Consider the following 19,054-nt stretch of genomic DNA (forward strand, 5'->3'; position numbering starts at 1 on the left):
GTACGTCCTCGCGCCGCCGGAGGCCGGCGGGCACTCTGGTGGACCGGATTAGCCGGGCCACACCCAGTCGCGGATGTCGGGCGCGTCGGCACCGTGCTCGCGGGTGTAGGCGCGGCACCGCAGCCGTTCATCGGCCATGTGCTGGCGCAGGTGCGCCGCCTGCTCGCCCAGACCGGGCACCCGATCGATGACGTCCATGACCAAGTGGAACCGGTCGAGGTCGTTGAGCATGACCATGTCGAAGGGGGTGGTCGTGGTGCCCTCTTCCTTGAAGCCGCGCACGTGCAGGTAGGGGTGGCCGTGACGGCGGTAGGTGAGGCGGTGGATCAGCCATGGGTAGCCGTGAAAGGCGAAGATGATCGGCTTGTCGGTGGTGAAGATCGTATCGAAGTCTCGATCGCTGAGGCCGTGGGGGTGTTCGGTAGCGGGCTGGAGCCGCATGAGGTCGACGACGTTGACGACACGGACCCGCAGGTGAGGCAGGTGGCGCCGAAGCAGGTCGGCGGCGGCCAGCGTCTCCATAGTGGGGATGTCGCCGGCGCAGGCCAGCACCACGTCGGGCTCGGTGCCGGCGTCGGTGCTGGCCCAATCCCAGATGCCCAGGCCGCGTGTGCAATGGGCGATGGCCTGGTCCATGGGCAGATAGGTCAGCCCCGGCTGTTTACCGGCGACGACCACGTTGACGTAGTCGCGCGAGGCCAGGCAGTGGTCCATCGTCGACAGCAGGGTGTTGGCATCGGGCGGCAGGTAGACCCGGATGAGTTCGGACTTCTTGTTGAGGACGTGGTCGATGAAACCGGGGTCCTGGTGGGTGAACCCGTTGTGGTCCTGACGCCACACGTGCGAGCTGAGCAGATAGTTCAGCGACGGGATGGGACGGCGCCAGGGCAGGTGGCGCGTGACCTTGAGCCACTTGGCGTGCTGGTTGAACATCGCATCCACGATGTGGATGAAGGCTTCGTAACAGTTGAACAGTCCGTGCCGGCCGGTGAGGAGGTAGCCCTCCAGCCAGCCCTGGCACTGGTGCTCGCTGAGGACCTCCATCACCCGGCCGTCGGGCGCGAGATCGGTGTCGGAGGGCAGCAGGTGGGCGTTCCAGTTGCGGGCCGTGGCCTCGAAGACCGCGTCGAGCCGGTTGGACGCTGTCTCGTCGGGTCCCATGATCCGGAAGTTGGTGGGGTTGGCGCGCATCACGTCGCGCAGGTAGCCGCCCAGCACCCGGGTGGCCTCAGCTGTGTGGTTGGCTGGAGTGGCCACGTCGACGGCGTAGCGACGAAAGTCGGGGCGAACGAGGTCCTTGAGCAACAGTCCGCCGTTGGCGTGGGGACTGGCACTGATCCGCCGCTGCCCCTCGGGGACGAGTGCCGTGGTCTCAGGTGTAGGAGCGCCGACCGCGTCGAACAGTTCCTCGGGTCCGTAGCCGCGCATCCATTCCGCGAGCAGCCGCAGATGCTCGGGGTTGTCGCGCACCCCGCTCAACGGCACTTGGTGGGAGCGCCATGTCCCTTCGACGGTCACGCCGTCCACCTCGTGTGGCCCGGTCCAGCCCTTGGGGGTGCGCAGTACGATCATCGGCCAGCGGATGTCGCTCACGATGCCCTCATAGCGAGCGCCGTGCCAGATAGCGTCGATGCGGTCGAGGACCGTGTCGAGCGTGGCCGCCATGCTGTGGTGCATGGTCGCGGGGTCGTCGCCGGCGACGATATGGGGTTCGTAGCCGTAGCCGCGCAGCATCGCCACGAGGTCGGCTTCGGGGATGCGCGCCAAAACGGTGGGGTTGGCGATCTTGTAGCCGTTGAGGTGCAGAATCGGGAGGACGGCGCCGTCGCGACGGGGGTCGATGAACTTGCTCGAGAGCCAGCTCGCAGCCAATGGCCCGGTCTCGGCTTCGCCATCACCCACGACGGCCGGCACGACCAGCCCCGGGTTGTCGAAGGCGGCCCCGTAGGCGTGGGAGAGCGCATACCCCAGTTCCCCGCCCTCGTGGATCGATCCGGGCGTCTCAGGGGCAACGTGGCTGGGGACGCCGCCAGGAAAGGAGAACTGGCGAAACAGCCGGCGCATGCCCTCGGCGTCTTGGGACACGGCGGGATAGACGTCGGTATAGGTGCCGTCGAGCCAGGCAGTGGCGACGGCGGCGGGACCGCCATGCCCGGGACCGACGATCCACATCATCTCAGTACCGCGCCGCTTGATCTGGTGGGAGAGGTGGGCGTAGATGAAGGTGAGCCCGGGGGTGGTTCCCCAATGACCCAGAATTCTCGGTTTGATGTGCTCGGCGCGCAACGGTTCGCGTAGCAGGGGGTTGTCCAGCAGGTAGATCTGACCAACGGAGAGGTAGTTGGCAGCCCTCCAGTACATGTGGATTCGATGCAGGTCAGCGGGGTCAAGTTGGGAATTCACCGTTGGGGCCGCGGTGGTACCGGTCATATCTAGCCTCCCGACAGACAATACGAACTAGCTTCCCCTACCCGGCAACCCCCGTGGCTAAATCCCAACGCCGGGGTTTGAGGGGCATGAGTCGACTAGAGGTGGTTGCGGTGACTGTGGGGGGTCACCGCGCCGGGGAAACGCGCAAGCAACGGCAACGGGGGGAAGGGAGACGTCGATGGCAAAACTCGATGTGGACTGGGAGCGCCTGCGTACGGCGGCGACGGCCGCCATGCGCCGGGCCTACGCGCCGTACTCGGGCTTCCCGGTGGGGGCGGCGGGTCTGGTGGACGACGGGCGGCTGGTCACCGGCTGCAATGTGGAAAACGCTTCCTACGGGCTGGGGCTGTGCGCCGAGTGTGGGTTGATCTCAGCCTTGCACGCCGATGGCGGCGGGAGGCTGGTGGCGCTGGCGTGTGTGTCCGGCGACGGCGCGGTGTTGATGCCGTGCGGGCGCTGTCGTCAACTGTTGTGGGAACACGGCGGTCCTACGATGCTGCTGGCAACACCCGAGGGAGTCATGACGCTGGAGCGCGTGCTGCCCCACGCCTTTGGCCCCGACGACCTCACGCGACACGACTGACGCGGCGGTAGCGCCTCCTAGCTCGCCTCGTGCTTACCGCCGGTCACCGCCGAGCCAGGATCGATGCGAGCAGCCGCCCCACTTCCGGGGCCGCGCTGCGGCCGGCCGCCATGATGTCTGCGGCGTCCACGGGGGCGTCAGTGACACCGGCGGCCGGGTTGGTGACCAAGGACAGTCCCAGCACCTGCGCGCCGGCCGCGCGTGCCGCGATGGCCTCAAGCACGGTGGACATACCGACGAGATCGGCCCCCATAGCCCGCAGCATGCGGATTTCGGCCGGTGTCTCGAAGTGGGGTCCGGGCATGGCCGCGTAGATCCCCTCGGCCAACGTGGGATCGGCCTCGCGGGCGCGAGCGCGCAGCGTGGCGGCGTAGGTGTCGCTGAGGTCGACGAAGGCGGGGCCGACGAGGGGGGAACGGGCCGTGAGGTTGAGATGGTCGCTGATGAGAACCGGCTGGCCTACGGCCAGGTCCGGACGTAGCGCGCCGGCGGCGTTGGTGAGGATGACGGTCGAGGCCCCTGCGGCGACGGCGGTGCGCACTCCGTGGACCACGGTCTCGGGCGTATGGCCTTCGTAGAGGTGGGTGCGACCCAAGAAGACCAAGGTGTGGCCTCCGGCGGCAACTGCGTGGCGGACGTGGCCCCGATGGCCTTCGACACCGGGAGGGACGAAGCCGGGCAGCTCGTCGAAGGGGATCTCTTCGCCCGTGGCTGCGAGCGCGTCGGCGGCCGGCGCCCACCCCGAGCCCAGCACCACCGCGCTGTCGTAGGAGTCGGCTCCTGTGCGTTCCCGCAGGGCGGCGGCGGCTCGTCTGGCAGTCTCGTCAGCAGTGGGGGGCACCAGGCACCTTTCGGGGCTGCGCCACTTCGGTGGGGGCGGCCATGATCGTCGTGGGAGTCGCTCGGCGGCGATGGTCGGCGTCGAAAACAGCCTAGCGGCGGTTCTCGTGGCGATCACGTAAGACCCCGCCTCGGTGAGGCGGACAGCCGTGAAGCGCAGAACCCGCCGCCCACCCACCCCGCGTGGGGCCCGGGACCCCTCGCCTGTCAGGACGAGGGGGAGGTCAAGGTGATGGGCTTGCGCAGTACCAACTGTGGCCCGGCGTCGCCGCCGAGGTAGCGCCGGCCCGTGGCCATGAAGCCGGCGGCGGTGTAGGCGCGCAGCGCGACGGAGTTGCCCTCGTTGACGGTGAGCACGATATCGGTGGCCTCAGGGGCGAGGTCATGAACGAACGGGGCGAGCGCACGGCAGGCGGCGCGACCGATACCGCGGTGCTGCCAGTGCGCGTCGATGTAGAACGCGCGCAACAGCGTGGCGCGGGCGGGGTCATCGGTGAGTTCGCCGAGGTTGCCGACGCGGTCGATGATGCCGAACCCGACGGCGTCGCCTGCGCGGGTGACCGCGAAAGGGGTGCGGTTGGGGTCGGCGTCGGCACGAGGCAGTGTCGTGGCCGCTTGCCCGCTGTAGCGTGTCTGTCCCGGTGCCAACCGCAGCTTGAGCACGGCCGCACGCAGGTCGGTGACCCGCGGGGAGTCGCTGTCGAGACGCAACAGCGCGATCTCAGCGTGGGCGGCTCGTGACACGGTGGCGGTGCCGCTGTGGCTCATGGTCGACCTTCTGACGTTTTCCGGTGTGACCTGCGGCCGGTGTCCTTTCCGCACTGTTCTGGGAGGCTATCGGAGGAAGCTGGGGATGAGGACCATGTGCCGACGGAAGCCCCCTCCGGGCGGGGCGCCCGGTTGCGCGCCTCCGGAAAGCCACAAACCCCCCACAAACCACTAGAAACGAATAACGGTTCTATAGCCCGTTAAAACCTCGGATTCCATCTTGCCACGCCCATCGAAACAGTGAATCAGTCGGCACGCCGTAGCTGCTCGCCAGTGTTGTCGGCCGAAGTGCTTACCCTGGGGCCAACACGCGCGCTCTGAGCGCGGAAAAGATGGGAACTGGTGATGGCAGAACTGCGTATCCGCTCCGACGACGCACTTGAGCTGAGACGGCTGGCCACTGACCTGGCCGAGTCGCAAGGCTGGCCACGCGAGCGCATCAGCATTTGGGACACCCGGGAAGGCGAGGTCATCGTCACCGTGGACGAGGAGGTGCTCCACCCGGCCGAGCCCGATCCGCTGCGCCGCCCCGTCTACACCCGCAGCGACGTGCACCGGGCGTGCGAACTGCTGCGCCGGCGCGACTCCTCGCTGCGCGGGGTCACCTTCCCCGGGCTGCGCGACGAGGCCGCACGGTTCTTCTCCGCCGGCTGGACCGTGGCCGACCTGCTGCACGCCCTGGCTTACCGGCCCGACGGGGTGGCCTGGCCTCAAGGCGAGGGGTACCAGGGCATCGAGTGGCTGGAGCACCGGCTTCGCAAGTGGAAGACGCCCTCTGGCGACATCCGCCCCTCACTGTCCCAAGAGACCTCGCAGATGCGGATCGTCGGGCAGGCCGGGCTGCCCGACGACTTGGGAATGCCCACCGAGGAGTCCCGGCGCGGCCAGGCGGCCCGCCCTGAGGTGGCGCGCGCCGCAGCCGACGACGCCCGCCGGCTCATGCGGGTGCAGACGCGCACGACCAGCAACACGCTGGAGCACCGCGACCGCACGGCTTCGCACATCGGACGGTACGCGCAGCCCGAGCACTGAGGTAACCGCCCCGACTGGCTAGCCGGGCCGCGCGCCGGTGGGCAGCTCACTCACGCCGGTACCGGCGCCATGTCGCGCTCCCAGATGCGGTGGTGGGACAGCAGGCGCGCGAACTCCTCGTTGAAGGCGGAGCCGGGCTCACTGTCACGGGTGGTCAGTAACCCTTGGTCGCTGACGGCGGCGCCGCTCTCACCGTTGGCCATGCGCAACTTGGGGATCGGCAGGCTCCCGATAAGATCCACGCCCGCCCCGATCGCGGCGACCGGCTTGGCGTGTTTGAACGCCTCGGCCACGAAGTGGGTGGCGTAGCCGTCGCTGGCCAACATCGCCACCGACCGCACGCCTCCGGCCACCACGACGGCGTCGTAGAGGACCGAGGCCACGGTGGTGATGGCGCGGTCCACCGACAGCGTGGCTCCTTCGAAGGTGGTCACCGTCCCGTCCGCGGGCGCCAAAACGTCGACGACGGCGCCGCGCTGGCGCATGGCCTCCTGGAACGCCGTGACTCCGGCCGCCTCGACACCGTGGGCGACCAAGACCGCGATCTGGCGGGTGTTGATGGTGTCCATGGTGGTATTGGCCTGGCTCAGCGCGGGCGAGCTGCGGCCATTGTTGGGGGTCGACTCCTCGGCCGGCGGCTGCACGCCCACCCCGTTGGCGACCCGGGTGGCCAGACCATGGTCGACGTTGTTGAGGCGCGCCACGACACGCTCGCGCACGTGGGTGTGTTCGCACTTGCCCAGCTCGAACTGGAACGCGGCCACCAGGTGTTCGCGCTCCCAGTCAGCCAGGCTGTTGTAGAACAGGGTGGCCTGGGAGTAGTGGTCGTGGAAGCTCTCGCTGCGTTTGCGGATCTTCACCCCGTCGACCCGCTCCTGGTAGTGGGTGTAGGCGCCGTCTCCCTGTGACGAGGCCAGGTAGGGGCACCCGCTTGCCAGGGAGTTGTCGAAGTAGCTCGTCTGGCCACGGTGGATGCGGTGCTGGCCATAGCCGTCGCGCTGGTTGTTGTGAACCTCGGCCAGCGGCGTGTTGACCGGCAACTGCTGGAAGTTCGGCCCACCCAACCGGATCAACTGGGTATCGAGGTAGGAGAAGTTACGGGCCTGCAACAGCGGGTCGTTGGTGAAGTCGATGCCGGGCACCACGTGAGCGGTGTGGAACGCCACCTGCTCGGTCTCGGCGAAGAAGTTGTCGGGGTTGCGGTCCAGCACCATCTTGCCGACCGGTGTCACCGGCACCTGCTCTTCGGGGAGCAGCTTGGTGGCGTCGAGCAGATCGAAGTCGAAGGCGAACTCGTCGGATTCGGGGATCAACTGCATCCCCAGTTCGTACTCGGGGTATTGGCCGCGTTCGATCGCCTCCCACAGGTCGCGACGGTTGTAGTCGGGGTCCTTGCCGGCGATCTTTTGGGTCTCGTCCCACACTAGGGAGTGCGTCCCCAGCAGCGGTCGCCAGTGGAACTTCACGAAGGTCGCCCGCCCTTGCGCGTCGACGAGGCGGAACGTGTGTACCCCGAAGCCCTGCATCATGCGGTAGCTGCGCGGTAGCGACCGATCCGACATCAGCCACATCATCATGTGCATCGTCTCGGGCTGGAGCCCCACAAAGTCCCACAGGGTGTCGTGGGCCGATTGCGCCTGCGGGATCTCATTGTGCGGCTCAGGTTTAACCGCGTGCACGAAATCAGGAAATTTTATACCGTCCTGAATGAAAAAGACAGGGATATTGTTTCCGACGAGATCGAAATTTCCCTCGGCCGTATAGAACTTCGTGGCGAATCCGCGTACGTCGCGGACGGTGTCGGCGGAGCCCCGCGACCCGGCGACGGTGGAGAACCGGACGAATACGGGAGTGCGTACCGAAGGGTCGCTGAGGAAGTGGGCGCGCGTATAGTGGGAGAGCGAAGCGTAGGGCTGGAAGTAGCCGTAGGCGCCGGCACCGCGCGCGTGGACCACACGCTCGGGAATACGCTCGTGGTCGAAATGGGTGATCTTCTCACGGAAGTGGAAATCCTCCATGAGGGTCGGGCCGCGCTCACCGGCCTGGAGAGCGTTGTCGGTGTCGTCGACGCGCGTTCCGGTATTGGTGCTGAGGGCACCCTGGGAGTCTTTACGTACGGAATCGAGCTGGCGGTCCTTGTCAACTGCGCGCTCAGAACCACCCGACGGTTCAGCCATGGCAATGCCTCACTTCGCCCGGGATGACGTGTGTTTCTAGCTCACCGACTGACCGGGGACGCCATCGCCGAAACAGCGCTCATCGGAACTTTTCCCACCCCTGGGCCTCCCACCCTTGGGACAACGCGGAGTGGGCATAGGAGAGCTCGTCGAGGAAGCGGGAAGCCTCGATGAGCAAGGTGCCGTAGGCTTGCGCGTACTCGTCGGGACCCAATGCGCTGCCCCGCGCCGCCGTGGCCAACCGGTCGGCGTGCTCGCGCGCCCGTTGGACCCGGCTGTCGAGCTCACCGATATCGTCTCGCAGCCGCTCCTGGCTCAGCGAAGCCAGCACCTCGATCGCCTCGTCCACGGCGGCGAGGAAAGCACCGTAATCCCGCAGGAACCGCACGTAGCCCGTCTCGGCCCCCGTCGCGGCCTCCCGGCCGTGGTGCAGGGCGCGCGTGACCGATTCGAGTTGGCCCACGACGCGGCCCAGCGCATTGGTAGCGGCCTCGTAGCCGGCGACCGAGGTGCGGTTACGGTAGCGGCGAAGCATCACCCGCGGGTTGTACCAGACGCTCTCCTCGGCGGTTCGCACCGCCGAGCGCGCCTGCTCGACCGTGCCGCCCAGGAGGCGGGCCCGGTAGCGCCAGTAAGAGGTGGTCTCGCTGTCGGGCACCCCCTCGTGGAGTCGCGTGGCCACGTCGTCGACGAGATCACCTGTGGCGCGGGCCAGCGTCGTGAGGCCGTACTCGGCGCTGCGCAGCCGCATCGGCGGAAACACCAACAGGTTGGTCACCACTCCGATGGCGCTGCCCGCCAGCACCAGCATGATGACGTTGCCAAGTTGGGCGATGCGCCCGTCAAGGGAGGTGACAACGGTGAACGCGGAGAAGGCGAAGAACGCGGCCGTGGCGACCTGGTCGCCTTGGGGACCCAGCGTGCGCCAGCGACCGATCGCCAGCGCCGCCAGGGCCACCAACGCGAACGTCCACAGCCGCGGCCCCAGGAGAAATCCCAGCACGGCCTGAACGGCCACCCCCAGCACGACCGCGAGAACGTACTGCAATGACCGGGTCACCGAACGGTAGACGCTCACCTGCACCAGCAGTGCCGCGGAGAAAGGCGCGAACGCCGGCGACTGCGCGCCGAGGAGCTGATGGGCGACGAACCAGGCCACCGTGGCCGCCAGCGTGCTTTTGCCCAAGAAAAGCAGCGTGTCACGCTCGTAGCCGCCGTGCCTGACCGCCCGGACCAACGCCGCCCGTAAGCGAGCGAGAGTGAGAGTGGAGGGCAATACGTCCCGCCACGAGTGCCGTGCATCGCGCACTGCCCCCATACGATCGATCCCCCTTCTGCTGCAACGAGCGCCTCGCCCAGCCTCTTACCGCTGTCTTGGTCGATCATGCGAGGCTGCGCGTTGCCCATCGACGGGGATCAGCGAATGGAGAGCCTCAGCGGCGGGGCTGGTCCGGTGGGGCGGCGGCGTCAGCGGCCACGGTCGAGGCCCAACTGACTCCGCGTTCCAGGGGGCCGCGGCCCAAGAGGAGCCGCCATAGCGTGGCGAAGGCCAAGGCCCCAACGAGGAACAACTCCAGCCGAAACGGCGCGGTGTCCTCCGGGGCCGCCCCGATCAGGGCGATCACGACGATATGGCCGACGTAGACAGTCAGCGCCATTGCACCTGCCGCGGCCAGGGGGTAGCACACGGCGCCGAGGAAGTCGGCGGCGACCAGACAGGCCACGAGCACCAGCAGCGCGGCCCCGACCGCGCCGGCGATCTCGAAGGAGGTGCCGCTGTGGGGCGAGGCGACCAGCAGCCACAGCGGTGTATCGGTGGGCACGCGACCGTGCAGGGAGCCGATCTGCTCGCTCACCCATTCCCGCACCATTTGCTGGTAAGCAAGGTCGGTCTGGGCTTGGCCCGCCGCCGCTGCCGGCGATAGGGCGTGCGTGAGACGCTCCAGCCCACCGAGCGGGTGCAGCGCCAGCCACGAGCCGCCATAGCCCAACGTGACCAGACCGAGACCAACGCCGGCCAGCCACGCGCGGACCCGACCCGCGCTCAGGTCGAGCCGGCCCACCGCCATACCGGCGACCACGAAAGCCATGAAGGTGAACGCCGGATAGTAGCCGGTCAGTAAGAAGTCAAGGGGGCCGTCGACGGAGCTTTGTGGGTAGTCGCTCGTCCCCAGCAGCCCGCGCAGGACAAACGACGCCTGCGGGCCGACCAGCCAGATCGCGGCTGCGGTCGCGGCCAGGGCGGGAGCGCGCAGCCGCAGCAGCGGCAAGGCCAGGACGAAGTAGCCGCCGTAGTAGGCGAGGATCACGGCGACGCGGGTGCCGAGCACGTCGAGCAGCGCGCCCAGCACGATCAGGATCGTCGCGCGCACCAGAAGACGCAGTCGCAGGCGGTGCAGCGGCTGACCCGCCAGCGGCTGTGACCGGCCCGACACCAAAGCCAGGGAAACACCGGCCAGGAACGCGAACAGCGCCGAGGAACGGCCACGGGCTATCCCGTGCACGATCTCGGCGGGGTCGTCGGGCAGCAGGCCGATCGCGCCCACGCCGAGATGGACAGTGAACATGCCGAAAACCGCCAGCGCCCGGGCGACGTCGATTCCGACGATGCGCGCGCCGGCGGGGACGGCGTCCTCCACTGCCCTATTGGGCGTCTGCTGTGACACGCCGTCCAGGCTATGGCGTCTTGCGGTGATTTTTACCCACATCCCTGCCCGTGAGGGGACGTAACCGCCAACCACGGGCAGGGACGAGATCAGGAGGCCGACGACGCCGAAGGAGCCGCGAGCTCGGTGAAGTAGTCGAGCGCATGCGGGTTGGCCAGTGAGTCACGACTAGCCACACGGTCGGCCGACTCCCCCATCAGGATGCGCTTGACCGGGACCTCTAGCACCTTGCCCGACAAGGTGCGCGGCACCTCAGAAATCGCGCGGATGCCGTCAGGGACGTGGCGGGGCGAGCAGTCCTGCCGGATACCGCGGGCGATGCGGCGCGCCAGCTCATCGTCGACCTCGGCGCCCTCGCGCAGCACCACGAACAACTCGATGCGCGAGCCACCGTCGGATTGGGGCACGTCTACGACGAGCGCGTCGGTCACCTCCTCGATGGCCAGGACGCTGCGGTAGATCTCGCTGGTCCCCATACGGACCCCACCCCGGTTGATGGTGGAGTCGGATCGGCCGTAGATGACGACGGTGCCCCGTTCGGTGATCTTGACCCAGTCACCATGGCGCCATACCCCGGGGTACATAGCGAAGTAGCTGTCGCGCAGCCGCTCGCCATCGGTGTCGCCCCAGAAGTAGAGCGGCATGGAGGGAGCCGGCTGGGTAACCACCAGCTCGCCGACCTCACCGATGAGCTCGTTACCCTCGGGGTCCCAGGAGGCCACGGCCATACCCAGCGAACGGGCCTGGATCTCGCCCTCGTAGACCGGCAGAGTGGGCACCCCGCCGACCAAGCAGCTACAGATGTCGGTGCCGCCGCTGGTAGAAAACAGCCATAGGCCGTGGCCGAACTCGCGGTAGCACCAGTCGAAGGCCTCAGGCGACAGCGGGGAGCCGGTGGAACCGATGGCGTGCAGCGCCGACAGGTCACGGCCGGCCATGGGGTGCAGGTCAGCCTTCATGCACGTGGCCAGGAAACCGGCACTGGTGCCAAAGATCGTGACGCCGGCCCGCTCGGCCAGATCCCACAACGCGCCAAGGTCGGGATGAGCGGGATTGCCGTCGTAGAGCACGATGGAGGCCTTGGTCAGCAGCACGCTCACCAAGAAGTTCCACATCATCCAGCCAGTGGTGGTGAACCAGAAAACTCGATCGCTCTCCTGGGCGTCAAGGTGCAGGTTGAGGTTTTTGACCTGCTCAAGCACGATACCGCCGTGTCCGTGCACGATGGCCTTGGGCAGGCCGGTGGTTCCGGAGGAGTAGAGCACCCACAGCGGATGGTCGGACTCCACGGGGGTGAACTCCAGGGGAGCCCCCTCCCCGGCAGCCTCGAACTCCTCCCACGACAGGGCGCCGGCGACCGGCTCGTCTTGCAGATAGGACAGCACCACGGTGTGGTGCAGTGACGGCAACTGCTCCCGCAACTGGGCCACCACGTCACGGCGGTCGAAGTCCTTACCGCCATAGCGGTAGCCGTCCACAGCCAGCAGCACCTTGGGCTCAATCTGGGCGAACCGGTCGGTGACCGCGCGCACCCCGAAGTCGGGCGAGCACGAGGACCACACCGCGCCGATGGCGGCGCAGGCGTAGAAGGCCGCCACTGCCTCGACAAGGTTGGGGAGGTAGGCGACGACCCGGTCGCCCTTGCCCACCCCGAGTTGGCGTAGCCCCGCGGCGATAGCGGCCGTGCGACGCTTGAGCTCTCCCCACGTCCACTCCCCGAGCACCCGAAGCTCGGAGGCGTGCCGGATCGCGACGGTATCGTCATCGCGATCGTGGAAGATCGCGCGCGCGTAGTTGAGCTGAGCTCCGGGAAACCAGGTGGCACCGGGCATGGCATGGTCGGCCAACACCTGGTCGTAGTCACGGTCGGCCGGAACACCGAAGTACTCCCACACGGCTGACCAGAACCCGTCGAGATCAGTCACCGACCAGCGCCATAGCGCGTCGTAGTCCTCGGCCTCGACGGCGCGGTGCTCGTTGACCCAGCGGGTGAACGCCGTGATGGTGGCGCGTTCTCGCCGCTCTCGGTCAGGCTCCCAGAGCACCGCCGGCTGTGGCAACTGTGACATTCTCGCGCCCTTTCCTCGTACTCTCGGCGCCGCCGGCGCCCCGCCGGGGCCATGCGACGAACGCCCACATACGGCTCTCGATCCCAACATCTAACAACAAAGGGCGCGAGTGCGGACCCGCCGGGGGCGCGTTTTCGTTACGCCAAGCTATCCCAGTGGAAACGCCCGCCGAACCGGGCGAAGCATGCGCCGCGTGGCACGCGGGGGAGCCGGCCTCACGAGCGCACCGCGCCCCAGGAGGTGTGCTGTTGTGTGAATGCGGTGTGCTCAAAAGTTCCGCCGAGGCTGGGGGCGAGCCCGGCCGTGGCCCAGGCGGCGAATCGGGCGGGCGGATGACCGGTGATGCCTTCGGGTAGGGCTCCCAGCACGGGAGCGCCGGCTATGACGGGGAGATCGGTGAGGTTGCACAGCTCCGCCGTGCCCGGGGTGGCGGGCCACTGACCGATGACGACCCCCAGGCAGGCCAGCCCGCGGCTGCGCAGCGCCTCGGCGGTCAGCGCTGTGGCGTTGAGGGTGCCCAGCCCCGCGGAGGAGACGATGAGCACCGGGGCGGCGACTGCCGAGGCGAGGTCGGCCAGCGTGGTGCCGTCGCCGGCCATGCGCACCAGCAGCCCGCCGGCGCCTTCCACCAGCACCAGGTCGTAGTGCCTGACCAGCTCCGCAACGACGCGCGCGGCCAGCGCGCACGAGACCTCCCCCAAACCGCTGCGTCGCGCTGCGGCCTCGGGAGCCAGTGGCTCAGGGTAGCGGGCTAGTTCACAGCCTGTCACCCCTGGCACTAAGCGGACGATTTCATCGATGTCGCCGGGAGCGTGGCCGGCCGCCCCGGTCTGGGCGGGTTTGAGGACGGCGACGCGCTCCCCGTGTGCTATGTGCGCCGCCGCGATCGCCGCTGTCACCGCGGTCTTGCCCACGTCGGTGCCCGTCCCGGTAACGACGAGGACGCTCATGCGCGACTCCCGGAGGCGACAGCCTCGGCGGCGGCACACATGCCCGCTGCGATACGCGCGATGTCAGCGGTGTCGCTGATGTAGGGCGGCATCGCATAGATCATGTCGCGGAAGGGACGCAGCCACACCCCCGCCCGCAGCGCGGCCTCGGTCGCGGCTCGCATGTCCATGGGGGCGTGCACCTGGATGACGCCGATCCCGCCGAGCACCCGAACCTCGCGCACGCCGGGCAACTCCACGGCCGGAGCGAGACCACCGCGCAGTCCCTCCTCGATGGCGGCGACCTCGCCGCGCCAGTCCCGTTCGAGCAGCAGCGTCACCGACGCTTGGGCGATCGCCGCCGCCAAGGGGTTGGCCATGAACGTGGGCCCGTGGGCCAGCACCGGGACCTCGCCCTCGGCGATGCCGTCGGCCACCTCAGGGGTGCACAACGTAGCCGCCATGCTCAGATAACCGCCGGTGAGGGCCTTACCCAGGCACAGTACGTCGGGGGCGACGCCGGCGTGGTCAGCGGCGAACAACTCGCCGGTGCGACCGAACCCCGTAGCGATCTCGTCGAAGATGAGCAGCACCCCGTGACGCCGGGTGATCTCGCGTAGCGCCCGCACGTAGCCGGGGTGGTGGAAACGCATGCCCCCGGCACCCTGCACGACGGGTTCGACGATGACGGCGGCGAGTTCCGTAGCGTGGGCAGCGACAAGGTCGTCCACATGCCGCACGTAGGCGTCGTCGACCTCGGCGTTGAATCCGGCGGGTGGGGCGTCGGCGAAGACCTGCCGGGGCAGCACGTCGCCCCACAGCGCATGCATACCGCCCTGCGGGTCACACACCGACATGGCATGGAACGTGTCGCCGTGGTATCCACCGCGCCAGGTAAGCACGCGGCGCTTGTCGGGCCGCCCGGCTGACCGCCAATACTGAAGGCACATCTTCAGCGCAACCTCGACCGCGACCGACCCGGAGTCGCTGAAGAACACGTGGCGCAGCGGCTCGGGTGTGACTTCGACGAGTGTCGCAGCCAGCCGTGCCGCAGGCTCGTGGGTGAGGCCGCCGAACATAACGTGGCTGAACCGCCCCACCTGCTCGCGCGCCGCGGCGTCGAGGACGGGGTGAGCGTAGCCGTGCACGGCCGACCACCACGACGACATGGCGTCGACGACCTCGTGCTCGACACCGTCGGGGCCGTCGAGCACGAGCCGGGTCCCCGCCGCCGAACGGACCACGTAGGGGGCTTGGTCGGTGGGAACGGTCGCGTAGGGGTGCCACACGTGCTCCCGATCCACCTCGCGCACCCAAGTGGTGACATCCTGGGCCGGCTGCGGTTGCCGCGCTGTCGTCGGTGTCCTTGAGGTCATACCGCCTTATGGTGTCAAGCGAACGACCGGTACGAAGCGCGGCTTTCCCCAGAATTCCGGCGACGATCTTTGTGGTGTCCCCACGATGACGCCTTGGGTGCGGCATGGGTAAGAAGGCGTGCTGGGCGTACCGTAGCCGAGGCGTCCTCGCCGCGAGCGCGCGGCAAACCGGTGGAAGCGGGACGGGATCTCGGGAGCGGAGGTGGCGTGAGCGCGTCAGAACACAGACCGGCGGCGGGCGATCCTTTCTCCTGGTTGGAGGCGGCGGCCGAGGCCAGAGCCGCGGCTGGGTTGACCCGACGGTTGCGCCCCCGGCCCGCGCGCGAGGGTGTGCTGGACCTGGCCGGCAACGACTACCTGGGAATGTCACGGCACCCCGTGGTCGTGCGCGCCGCCGCCGACGCCGCCGCGCACTGGGGCGCCGGGGCCACCGGTTCTCGCCTCGTCAGCGGGAGCACGTCGCTGCACGCCCAACTGGAAGAAGAACTGGCCGACTTCTACGGCACGGAAGCGGCACTGGTGTTCTCCTCGGGCTATGCCGCCAACATCGCCATGGTGGCGAGCCTGGGCGGCGCGGGCACGGTGCTGGCCTGCGACCGCTACAACCACGCCTCGCTGATCGACGCGACACGATTGGCCAAGGCGGCGGGCGGCCACGTTCGGCTGTTCGGTCACCGGGATACGGAGGAGGCGGCGGCACGGCTCAGTGAGGCGACACTCCCCCACCGTCTGGTGATCAGCGACACGGTTTTCTCGGTGGACGGTGACATCGCCGACGTGGCTGGCCTTGCCCGGGTCTGCCGAGCCCACGGGGCAGCGCTGTTGATCGACGACGCGCACGGGCTGGGGGTCATCGGTGAGGCCGGCAACGGGAGCCTGCGCAGTGCCGGCCTGGCCAACGCCGGCGACGTCGTCACCTCGGTGACCCTGTCGAAGGCCCTGGGCGCCCAAGGAGGTGCGATCCTTGGGCCGCGGCGGGTGATCGATCACATGGTCCAGACCGCGCGGACGTTCATCTTCGACACCGGACTGGCCCCGGCGGCCGTCGGTGGCGCGCTCGCGGCGCTGCGACTGCTGCGGGCCGAGCCTGAACGCGCCCAGCGCGTCCGCGCCATCGCCCGCCACCTCTCAGCGAGTCTGAACGCCGCCGGCCTCCGTGCCAGCACCCCCGACGCCGCGGTGGTGTCGGTGCTCGCTTCTTCCCCCGACGCCGCTGTGACGTGGGCGCAACGCTGCTGCACCGCCGGCGTACGGGTGGGGTGCTTCCGACCGCCATCGGTGCCCGACGGTCGGGCCCGGCTGCGCCTAACCGCCCGTGCCGACCTCACCGATGCCGACGTCGAGCGGGCGTTGGAGATCGTGGTCGAACACAGCTAGCCGGCGGCGGGCCGGCGGAACCGCTGGTGCCAGGAGAGACGACCGGGGAGGCGCACGCCGCTACCACGGTAATGTTGGGCGGGGTACCCATGAGTAGGAGAGCCGGAGCAGCGTAGTGCGGAAACCAGACGTGGGCACACGAACCCTGGTCGTGAGCATCGTCGCCGCCACTCTCGCCGTAAGCTGCATCGTCGTGTTGGCGGTGCCGGTCACCCGCGAGGCGCTCCACCGGGCCTGGTGCGACGTTACAGCCATTGGCTGCGAGGAAGTACCGGGACCGCCGGGTGAGGACCACCCCGGCGAAGAATCCGACTGGCGCGTGCGTCTCGACCCCGTCGAAGCCGCAACGTGGGGGAACTACTTCGCGCTGGGCGACTCCTACTCATCGGGGCACGGCGCCGAGCGCTATGTCCCCGACACCGCCGTCAGCGGGGGCTGCTGGCGGTCGAACAACGCCTACCCCAAGACACTCGTCGAATCCTACGAGTTCGCCGGAACGCTGGCGTTGGTGGCGTGCAGCGGACAGCGCGGCGCCGCGATGCTGGAGGCGCTGGGCTCGGGAGAATCCCAACTCGGCCAAGTGAACCGGCACACCTCCCTGGTCACGATCGGGATCGGCGGTAACGACCTCGGCTTCACCTCGGTGCTGAAAACGTGCATGGTGCGCGTCCCCCTGCTGGAAGCCGACGCCTGCGTGGGGCAGGAGGACGAGATCAACGAGCGCATGGCAGTGTTCGCGGACACGTTCGACAGCCTGGTCACCGAGGTGCGCGACCGTGCCCCCGACGCCCGCGTCATCGTCGTGGGCTACCCGCGGCTGTTCGACCAGGAGCCCAACGGGATGTACTACACGTTGACCGCCAGTGACCAGGTGTGGCTGAACGAGACCATCAAACGCTTCAACGACCAGCTCGCCGAGGCGGTCGAAGCTTTCGACACCGAGATCGCCGAGGAGGGGCAGGTCGGCAGCGTGGAGTTCGTCGACGCTTACCAGGTTCTTGACGGACACGAGATCGGCACCGAAGAGCCGTGGGTCAACGGGGTACTGATCAGCGAACTCCAGGACGGTATCACTCTCGACACCAGCACGTTCCACCCAACCGCCGCGGGCCAACAGGCCGTGGGCAGACGTCTTGCCGCCCAGGTCGAGGCCGGCCCGGGGCGGGACCTGTACGCCACGCGCGAGATCGTCGACGGCGCCAGCTCCGAAGTCTTGGCAGGCGAGGTCGACTAGGTTCTGTTTTGTGGACGGGCGGCGAGGACCGGCGATGGGCGCAAGAGGTGAGCGCCTCCGCTTCGCCTCTGGCTCGTAGGCACCGGTGGCCACGTGCTGTAGCGGGGACTCAGTGGCCGGGTGCGCGCCGGCGCAACCGTGCGAGGACCTCGGCGACCCGGTCCAGGCCCCAGTGCAGTTCGTCTTCCTCGATGACCAGCGGCGGCGACAGCCGGATCGTGGAACCGTGGGTGTCCTTGGCCAACACGCCACGCTCGGCCAGCAGCTCGCACAATTGCCGGCCGCTGGCCAGCGACGGGTCGACGTCGATGCCGGCCCACAGTCCCAGCCCTCGGGTGGTCACCGCGCCCGCCCCCACGAACTCCTTGACCCGGGCGGCGAGGATCTCCCCGAGCCGGCGGGCCCGGTCGAGATAGGGCCCCTCGCGCAGCATCTGGACCACGGTGTAACCCACGGCACACGCCAGCGGATTACCGCCGAAGGTGCTGCCGTGCTGGCCAGGGCGCAAGACACCGAGCACGCCGGTGTCGGCCGTCACCGCCGACACCGGCAGGATGCCCCCGCCCAAGGCTTTCCCCAGCACGTAGACGTCGGCGACGACGCCGAAATGCTCACAGGCCAGTACGGTTCCCGTGCGCCCCAGCCCCGACTGCACCTCGTCGGCGATCAGCAGCACTCCCTCCCGATCGCAGATCTCGCGCACCCGGGGCAAGTAGTCCGGCGGAGGCACGATGACGCCACCTTCGCCTTGGATCGGCTCGACGAGCACGGCGGCAGTGGTGGCGTCGATGGCCGCGGCGACAGCGTCGGCGTCGCCATAGGGGACGGAACGGAAACCGGGAGTGTAGGGCCCGAAGCCGGTGTAGGCGTCGGGGTCGGAGGAGAACGAGACGATGGTCGTGGTACGCCCGTGAAAATTACCGCCGGCCACGACGACACTGGCCGATTCCTCGGGCACCGCTTTGACCTCGTAGGCCCACTTCCTGGCCACCTTGATCGCCGTCTCGACGGCTTCAGCGCCGCTGTTCATGGGCAGCACCCGCTCCTTGCCGGTCAGCTCGGCGAGCGCAGCCACGAACGGGGCGAACTGGTCGTTGTAGAAGGCGCGGCTGGTGAGGGTCAGGCGGTCCAACTGGCGGTGGGCCGCAGCGATCAGCTCGGGGTGGCGGTGGCCAAAGTTCATCGCCGAGTAGCCGGCCAGGCAGTCGAGGTAGCGCCGTCCCTCGACGTCAGTCACCCACGCCCCCTCGCCTTGGGTGATGACGACGGGGATCGGATCGTAGTTGTGTGCCGAGTAGGTCTCGGCCAGCGCGATGTGCTCGGTCGTCGACATCGTGGGAGCCTCGGGGCCGCCGCCGGCGGCGTGGGCCAGACTGCGCATGTCACTCATCCAGCTACTCCGATCACCATCGACCGTTGTTCGGATAGTGGAGATACCCGCGCAAATAACGCACGAAGCACTAGCGCACCCCGGAGAGGGGGCGGGCCGGGCGGCATACCCCACACCTGCCGCTCCTGTGCTGCCGCCCCCGACCGTAGGGGCAGTGAGCTGCGAGGACACTCTGACCACTCC

14 protein-coding genes are annotated in these 19,054 nt (G+C 68.5%); 4 read left to right on the forward strand and 10 right to left on the reverse strand.

Annotated elements, in window-relative coordinates; all coding sequences use genetic code 11:
• Positions 1-48: 48 nt before the first annotated feature.
• Complete coding sequence (locus ABD848_RS01335) at positions 49-2,430, reverse strand: phosphoketolase family protein (protein ID WP_344966386.1); 2,382 nt, start codon at positions 2,428-2,430, stop codon at positions 49-51.
• 178 nt (positions 2,431-2,608) lie between these two features.
• On the opposite strand from ABD848_RS01335, the gene ABD848_RS01340 reads away from it, so the two are divergent.
• Positions 2,609-3,013 (forward strand): cytidine deaminase, encoded by a 405-nt coding sequence (locus ABD848_RS01340; RefSeq protein WP_344966387.1) that lies wholly within the window; start codon positions 2,609-2,611, stop codon positions 3,011-3,013.
• 43 nt (positions 3,014-3,056) lie between these two features.
• Here ABD848_RS01340 and ABD848_RS01345 read toward each other — a convergent pair whose 3' ends face one another.
• Both ABD848_RS01345 and ABD848_RS01350 read right to left on the reverse strand, forming a co-directional pair.
• Positions 3,057-3,854: a purine-nucleoside phosphorylase gene (locus tag ABD848_RS01345; RefSeq protein WP_344966389.1), complete on the reverse strand. Its 798-nt coding sequence runs from the start codon at positions 3,852-3,854 to the stop codon at positions 3,057-3,059.
• Positions 3,855-4,060: 206 nt separating this feature from the next.
• Positions 4,061-4,621 (reverse strand): GNAT family N-acetyltransferase, encoded by a 561-nt coding sequence (locus tag ABD848_RS01350; RefSeq protein WP_344966391.1) that lies wholly within the window; start codon positions 4,619-4,621, stop codon positions 4,061-4,063.
• Positions 4,622-4,966: 345 nt separating this feature from the next.
• On the opposite strand from ABD848_RS01350, the gene ABD848_RS01355 reads away from it, so the two are divergent.
• Positions 4,967-5,653: a hypothetical protein gene (locus ABD848_RS01355; protein WP_344966393.1), complete on the forward strand. Its 687-nt coding sequence runs from the start codon at positions 4,967-4,969 to the stop codon at positions 5,651-5,653.
• 50 nt (positions 5,654-5,703) lie between these two features.
• On the opposite strand, the gene ABD848_RS01360 is transcribed toward ABD848_RS01355, so the two are convergent.
• The 6 genes from ABD848_RS01360 to ABD848_RS01385 all read right to left on the reverse strand — a co-directional run bounded on the left by ABD848_RS01360 (position 5,704) and on the right by ABD848_RS01385 (position 14,870).
• A complete protein-coding gene (locus ABD848_RS01360; RefSeq protein ID WP_344966395.1) occupies positions 5,704-7,830 on the reverse strand; it encodes a catalase in 2,127 nt (708 codons plus the stop codon).
• Between the two features lie 79 nt (positions 7,831-7,909).
• Complete coding sequence (locus ABD848_RS01365) at positions 7,910-9,016, reverse strand: aromatic acid exporter family protein (protein ID WP_344966397.1); 1,107 nt, start codon at positions 9,014-9,016, stop codon at positions 7,910-7,912.
• Positions 9,017-9,263: 247 nt separating this feature from the next.
• On the reverse strand, positions 9,264-10,496 hold the full coding sequence (locus tag ABD848_RS01370; protein ID WP_344966399.1) for a heparan-alpha-glucosaminide N-acetyltransferase domain-containing protein: 1,233 nt from the start codon (positions 10,494-10,496) through the stop codon (positions 9,264-9,266).
• Between the two features lie 89 nt (positions 10,497-10,585).
• Positions 10,586-12,565 (reverse strand): acetoacetate--CoA ligase, encoded by a 1,980-nt coding sequence (locus ABD848_RS01375; RefSeq protein ID WP_344966401.1) that lies wholly within the window; start codon positions 12,563-12,565, stop codon positions 10,586-10,588.
• Between the two features lie 215 nt (positions 12,566-12,780).
• Complete coding sequence (gene bioD / locus ABD848_RS01380; protein ID WP_344966403.1) at positions 12,781-13,515, reverse strand: dethiobiotin synthase; 735 nt, start codon at positions 13,513-13,515, stop codon at positions 12,781-12,783.
• Positions 13,512-14,870: an adenosylmethionine--8-amino-7-oxononanoate transaminase gene (locus tag ABD848_RS01385; protein ID WP_344966405.1), complete on the reverse strand. Its 1,359-nt coding sequence runs from the start codon at positions 14,868-14,870 to the stop codon at positions 13,512-13,514. Before ABD848_RS01385 ends, bioD begins: the two co-directional genes overlap by 4 nt.
• A 207-nt stretch (positions 14,871-15,077) precedes the next feature.
• On the opposite strand from ABD848_RS01385, the gene ABD848_RS01390 reads away from it, so the two are divergent.
• Both ABD848_RS01390 and ABD848_RS01395 read left to right on the forward strand, forming a co-directional pair.
• Positions 15,078-16,247, forward strand: a complete 1,170-nt coding sequence (locus tag ABD848_RS01390) for an 8-amino-7-oxononanoate synthase (protein WP_344966407.1) — start codon at positions 15,078-15,080, stop codon at positions 16,245-16,247.
• Between the two features lie 130 nt (positions 16,248-16,377).
• Positions 16,378-17,481 (forward strand): SGNH/GDSL hydrolase family protein, encoded by a 1,104-nt coding sequence (locus ABD848_RS01395; protein WP_344966408.1) that lies wholly within the window; start codon positions 16,378-16,380, stop codon positions 17,479-17,481.
• 109 nt (positions 17,482-17,590) lie between these two features.
• Here ABD848_RS01395 and rocD read toward each other — a convergent pair whose 3' ends face one another.
• Positions 17,591-18,871 carry an ornithine--oxo-acid transaminase gene (gene rocD / locus ABD848_RS01400; protein WP_344966410.1) on the reverse strand — a complete coding sequence of 427 codons (1,281 nt, stop codon included), beginning with the start codon at positions 18,869-18,871 and terminating at the stop codon, positions 17,591-17,593.
• Between the last annotated feature and the right edge of the window lie 183 nt (positions 18,872-19,054).

Source organism: Salinactinospora qingdaonensis, assembly GCF_039539445.1.
GTDB classification, from domain to species: Bacteria; Actinomycetota; Actinomycetes; order Streptosporangiales; family Streptosporangiaceae; genus Salinactinospora; species Salinactinospora qingdaonensis.

Coding starts and splice junctions, on each gene's coding strand:
- ABD848_RS01335 (WP_344966386.1), bottom strand. CDS start 2,430: ATGACCGGTACCACCGCGGCCCCAACGGTGAATTCCCAACTTGACCCC.
- ABD848_RS01340 (WP_344966387.1), top strand. CDS start 2,609: ATGGCAAAACTCGATGTGGACTGGGAGCGCCTGCGTACGGCGGCGACG.
- ABD848_RS01350 (WP_344966391.1), bottom strand. CDS start 4,621: ATGAGCCACAGCGGCACCGCCACCGTGTCACGAGCCGCCCACGCTGAG.
- ABD848_RS01355 (WP_344966393.1), top strand. CDS start 4,967: ATGGCAGAACTGCGTATCCGCTCCGACGACGCACTTGAGCTGAGACGG.
- ABD848_RS01360 (WP_344966395.1), bottom strand. CDS start 7,830: ATGGCTGAACCGTCGGGTGGTTCTGAGCGCGCAGTTGACAAGGACCGC.
- ABD848_RS01375 (WP_344966401.1), bottom strand. CDS start 12,565: ATGTCACAGTTGCCACAGCCGGCGGTGCTCTGGGAGCCTGACCGAGAG.
- bioD (WP_344966403.1), bottom strand. CDS start 13,515: ATGAGCGTCCTCGTCGTTACCGGGACGGGCACCGACGTGGGCAAGACC.
- ABD848_RS01385 (WP_344966405.1), bottom strand. CDS start 14,870: ATGACCTCAAGGACACCGACGACAGCGCGGCAACCGCAGCCGGCCCAG.
- rocD (WP_344966410.1), bottom strand. CDS start 18,871: ATGAGTGACATGCGCAGTCTGGCCCACGCCGCCGGCGGCGGCCCCGAG.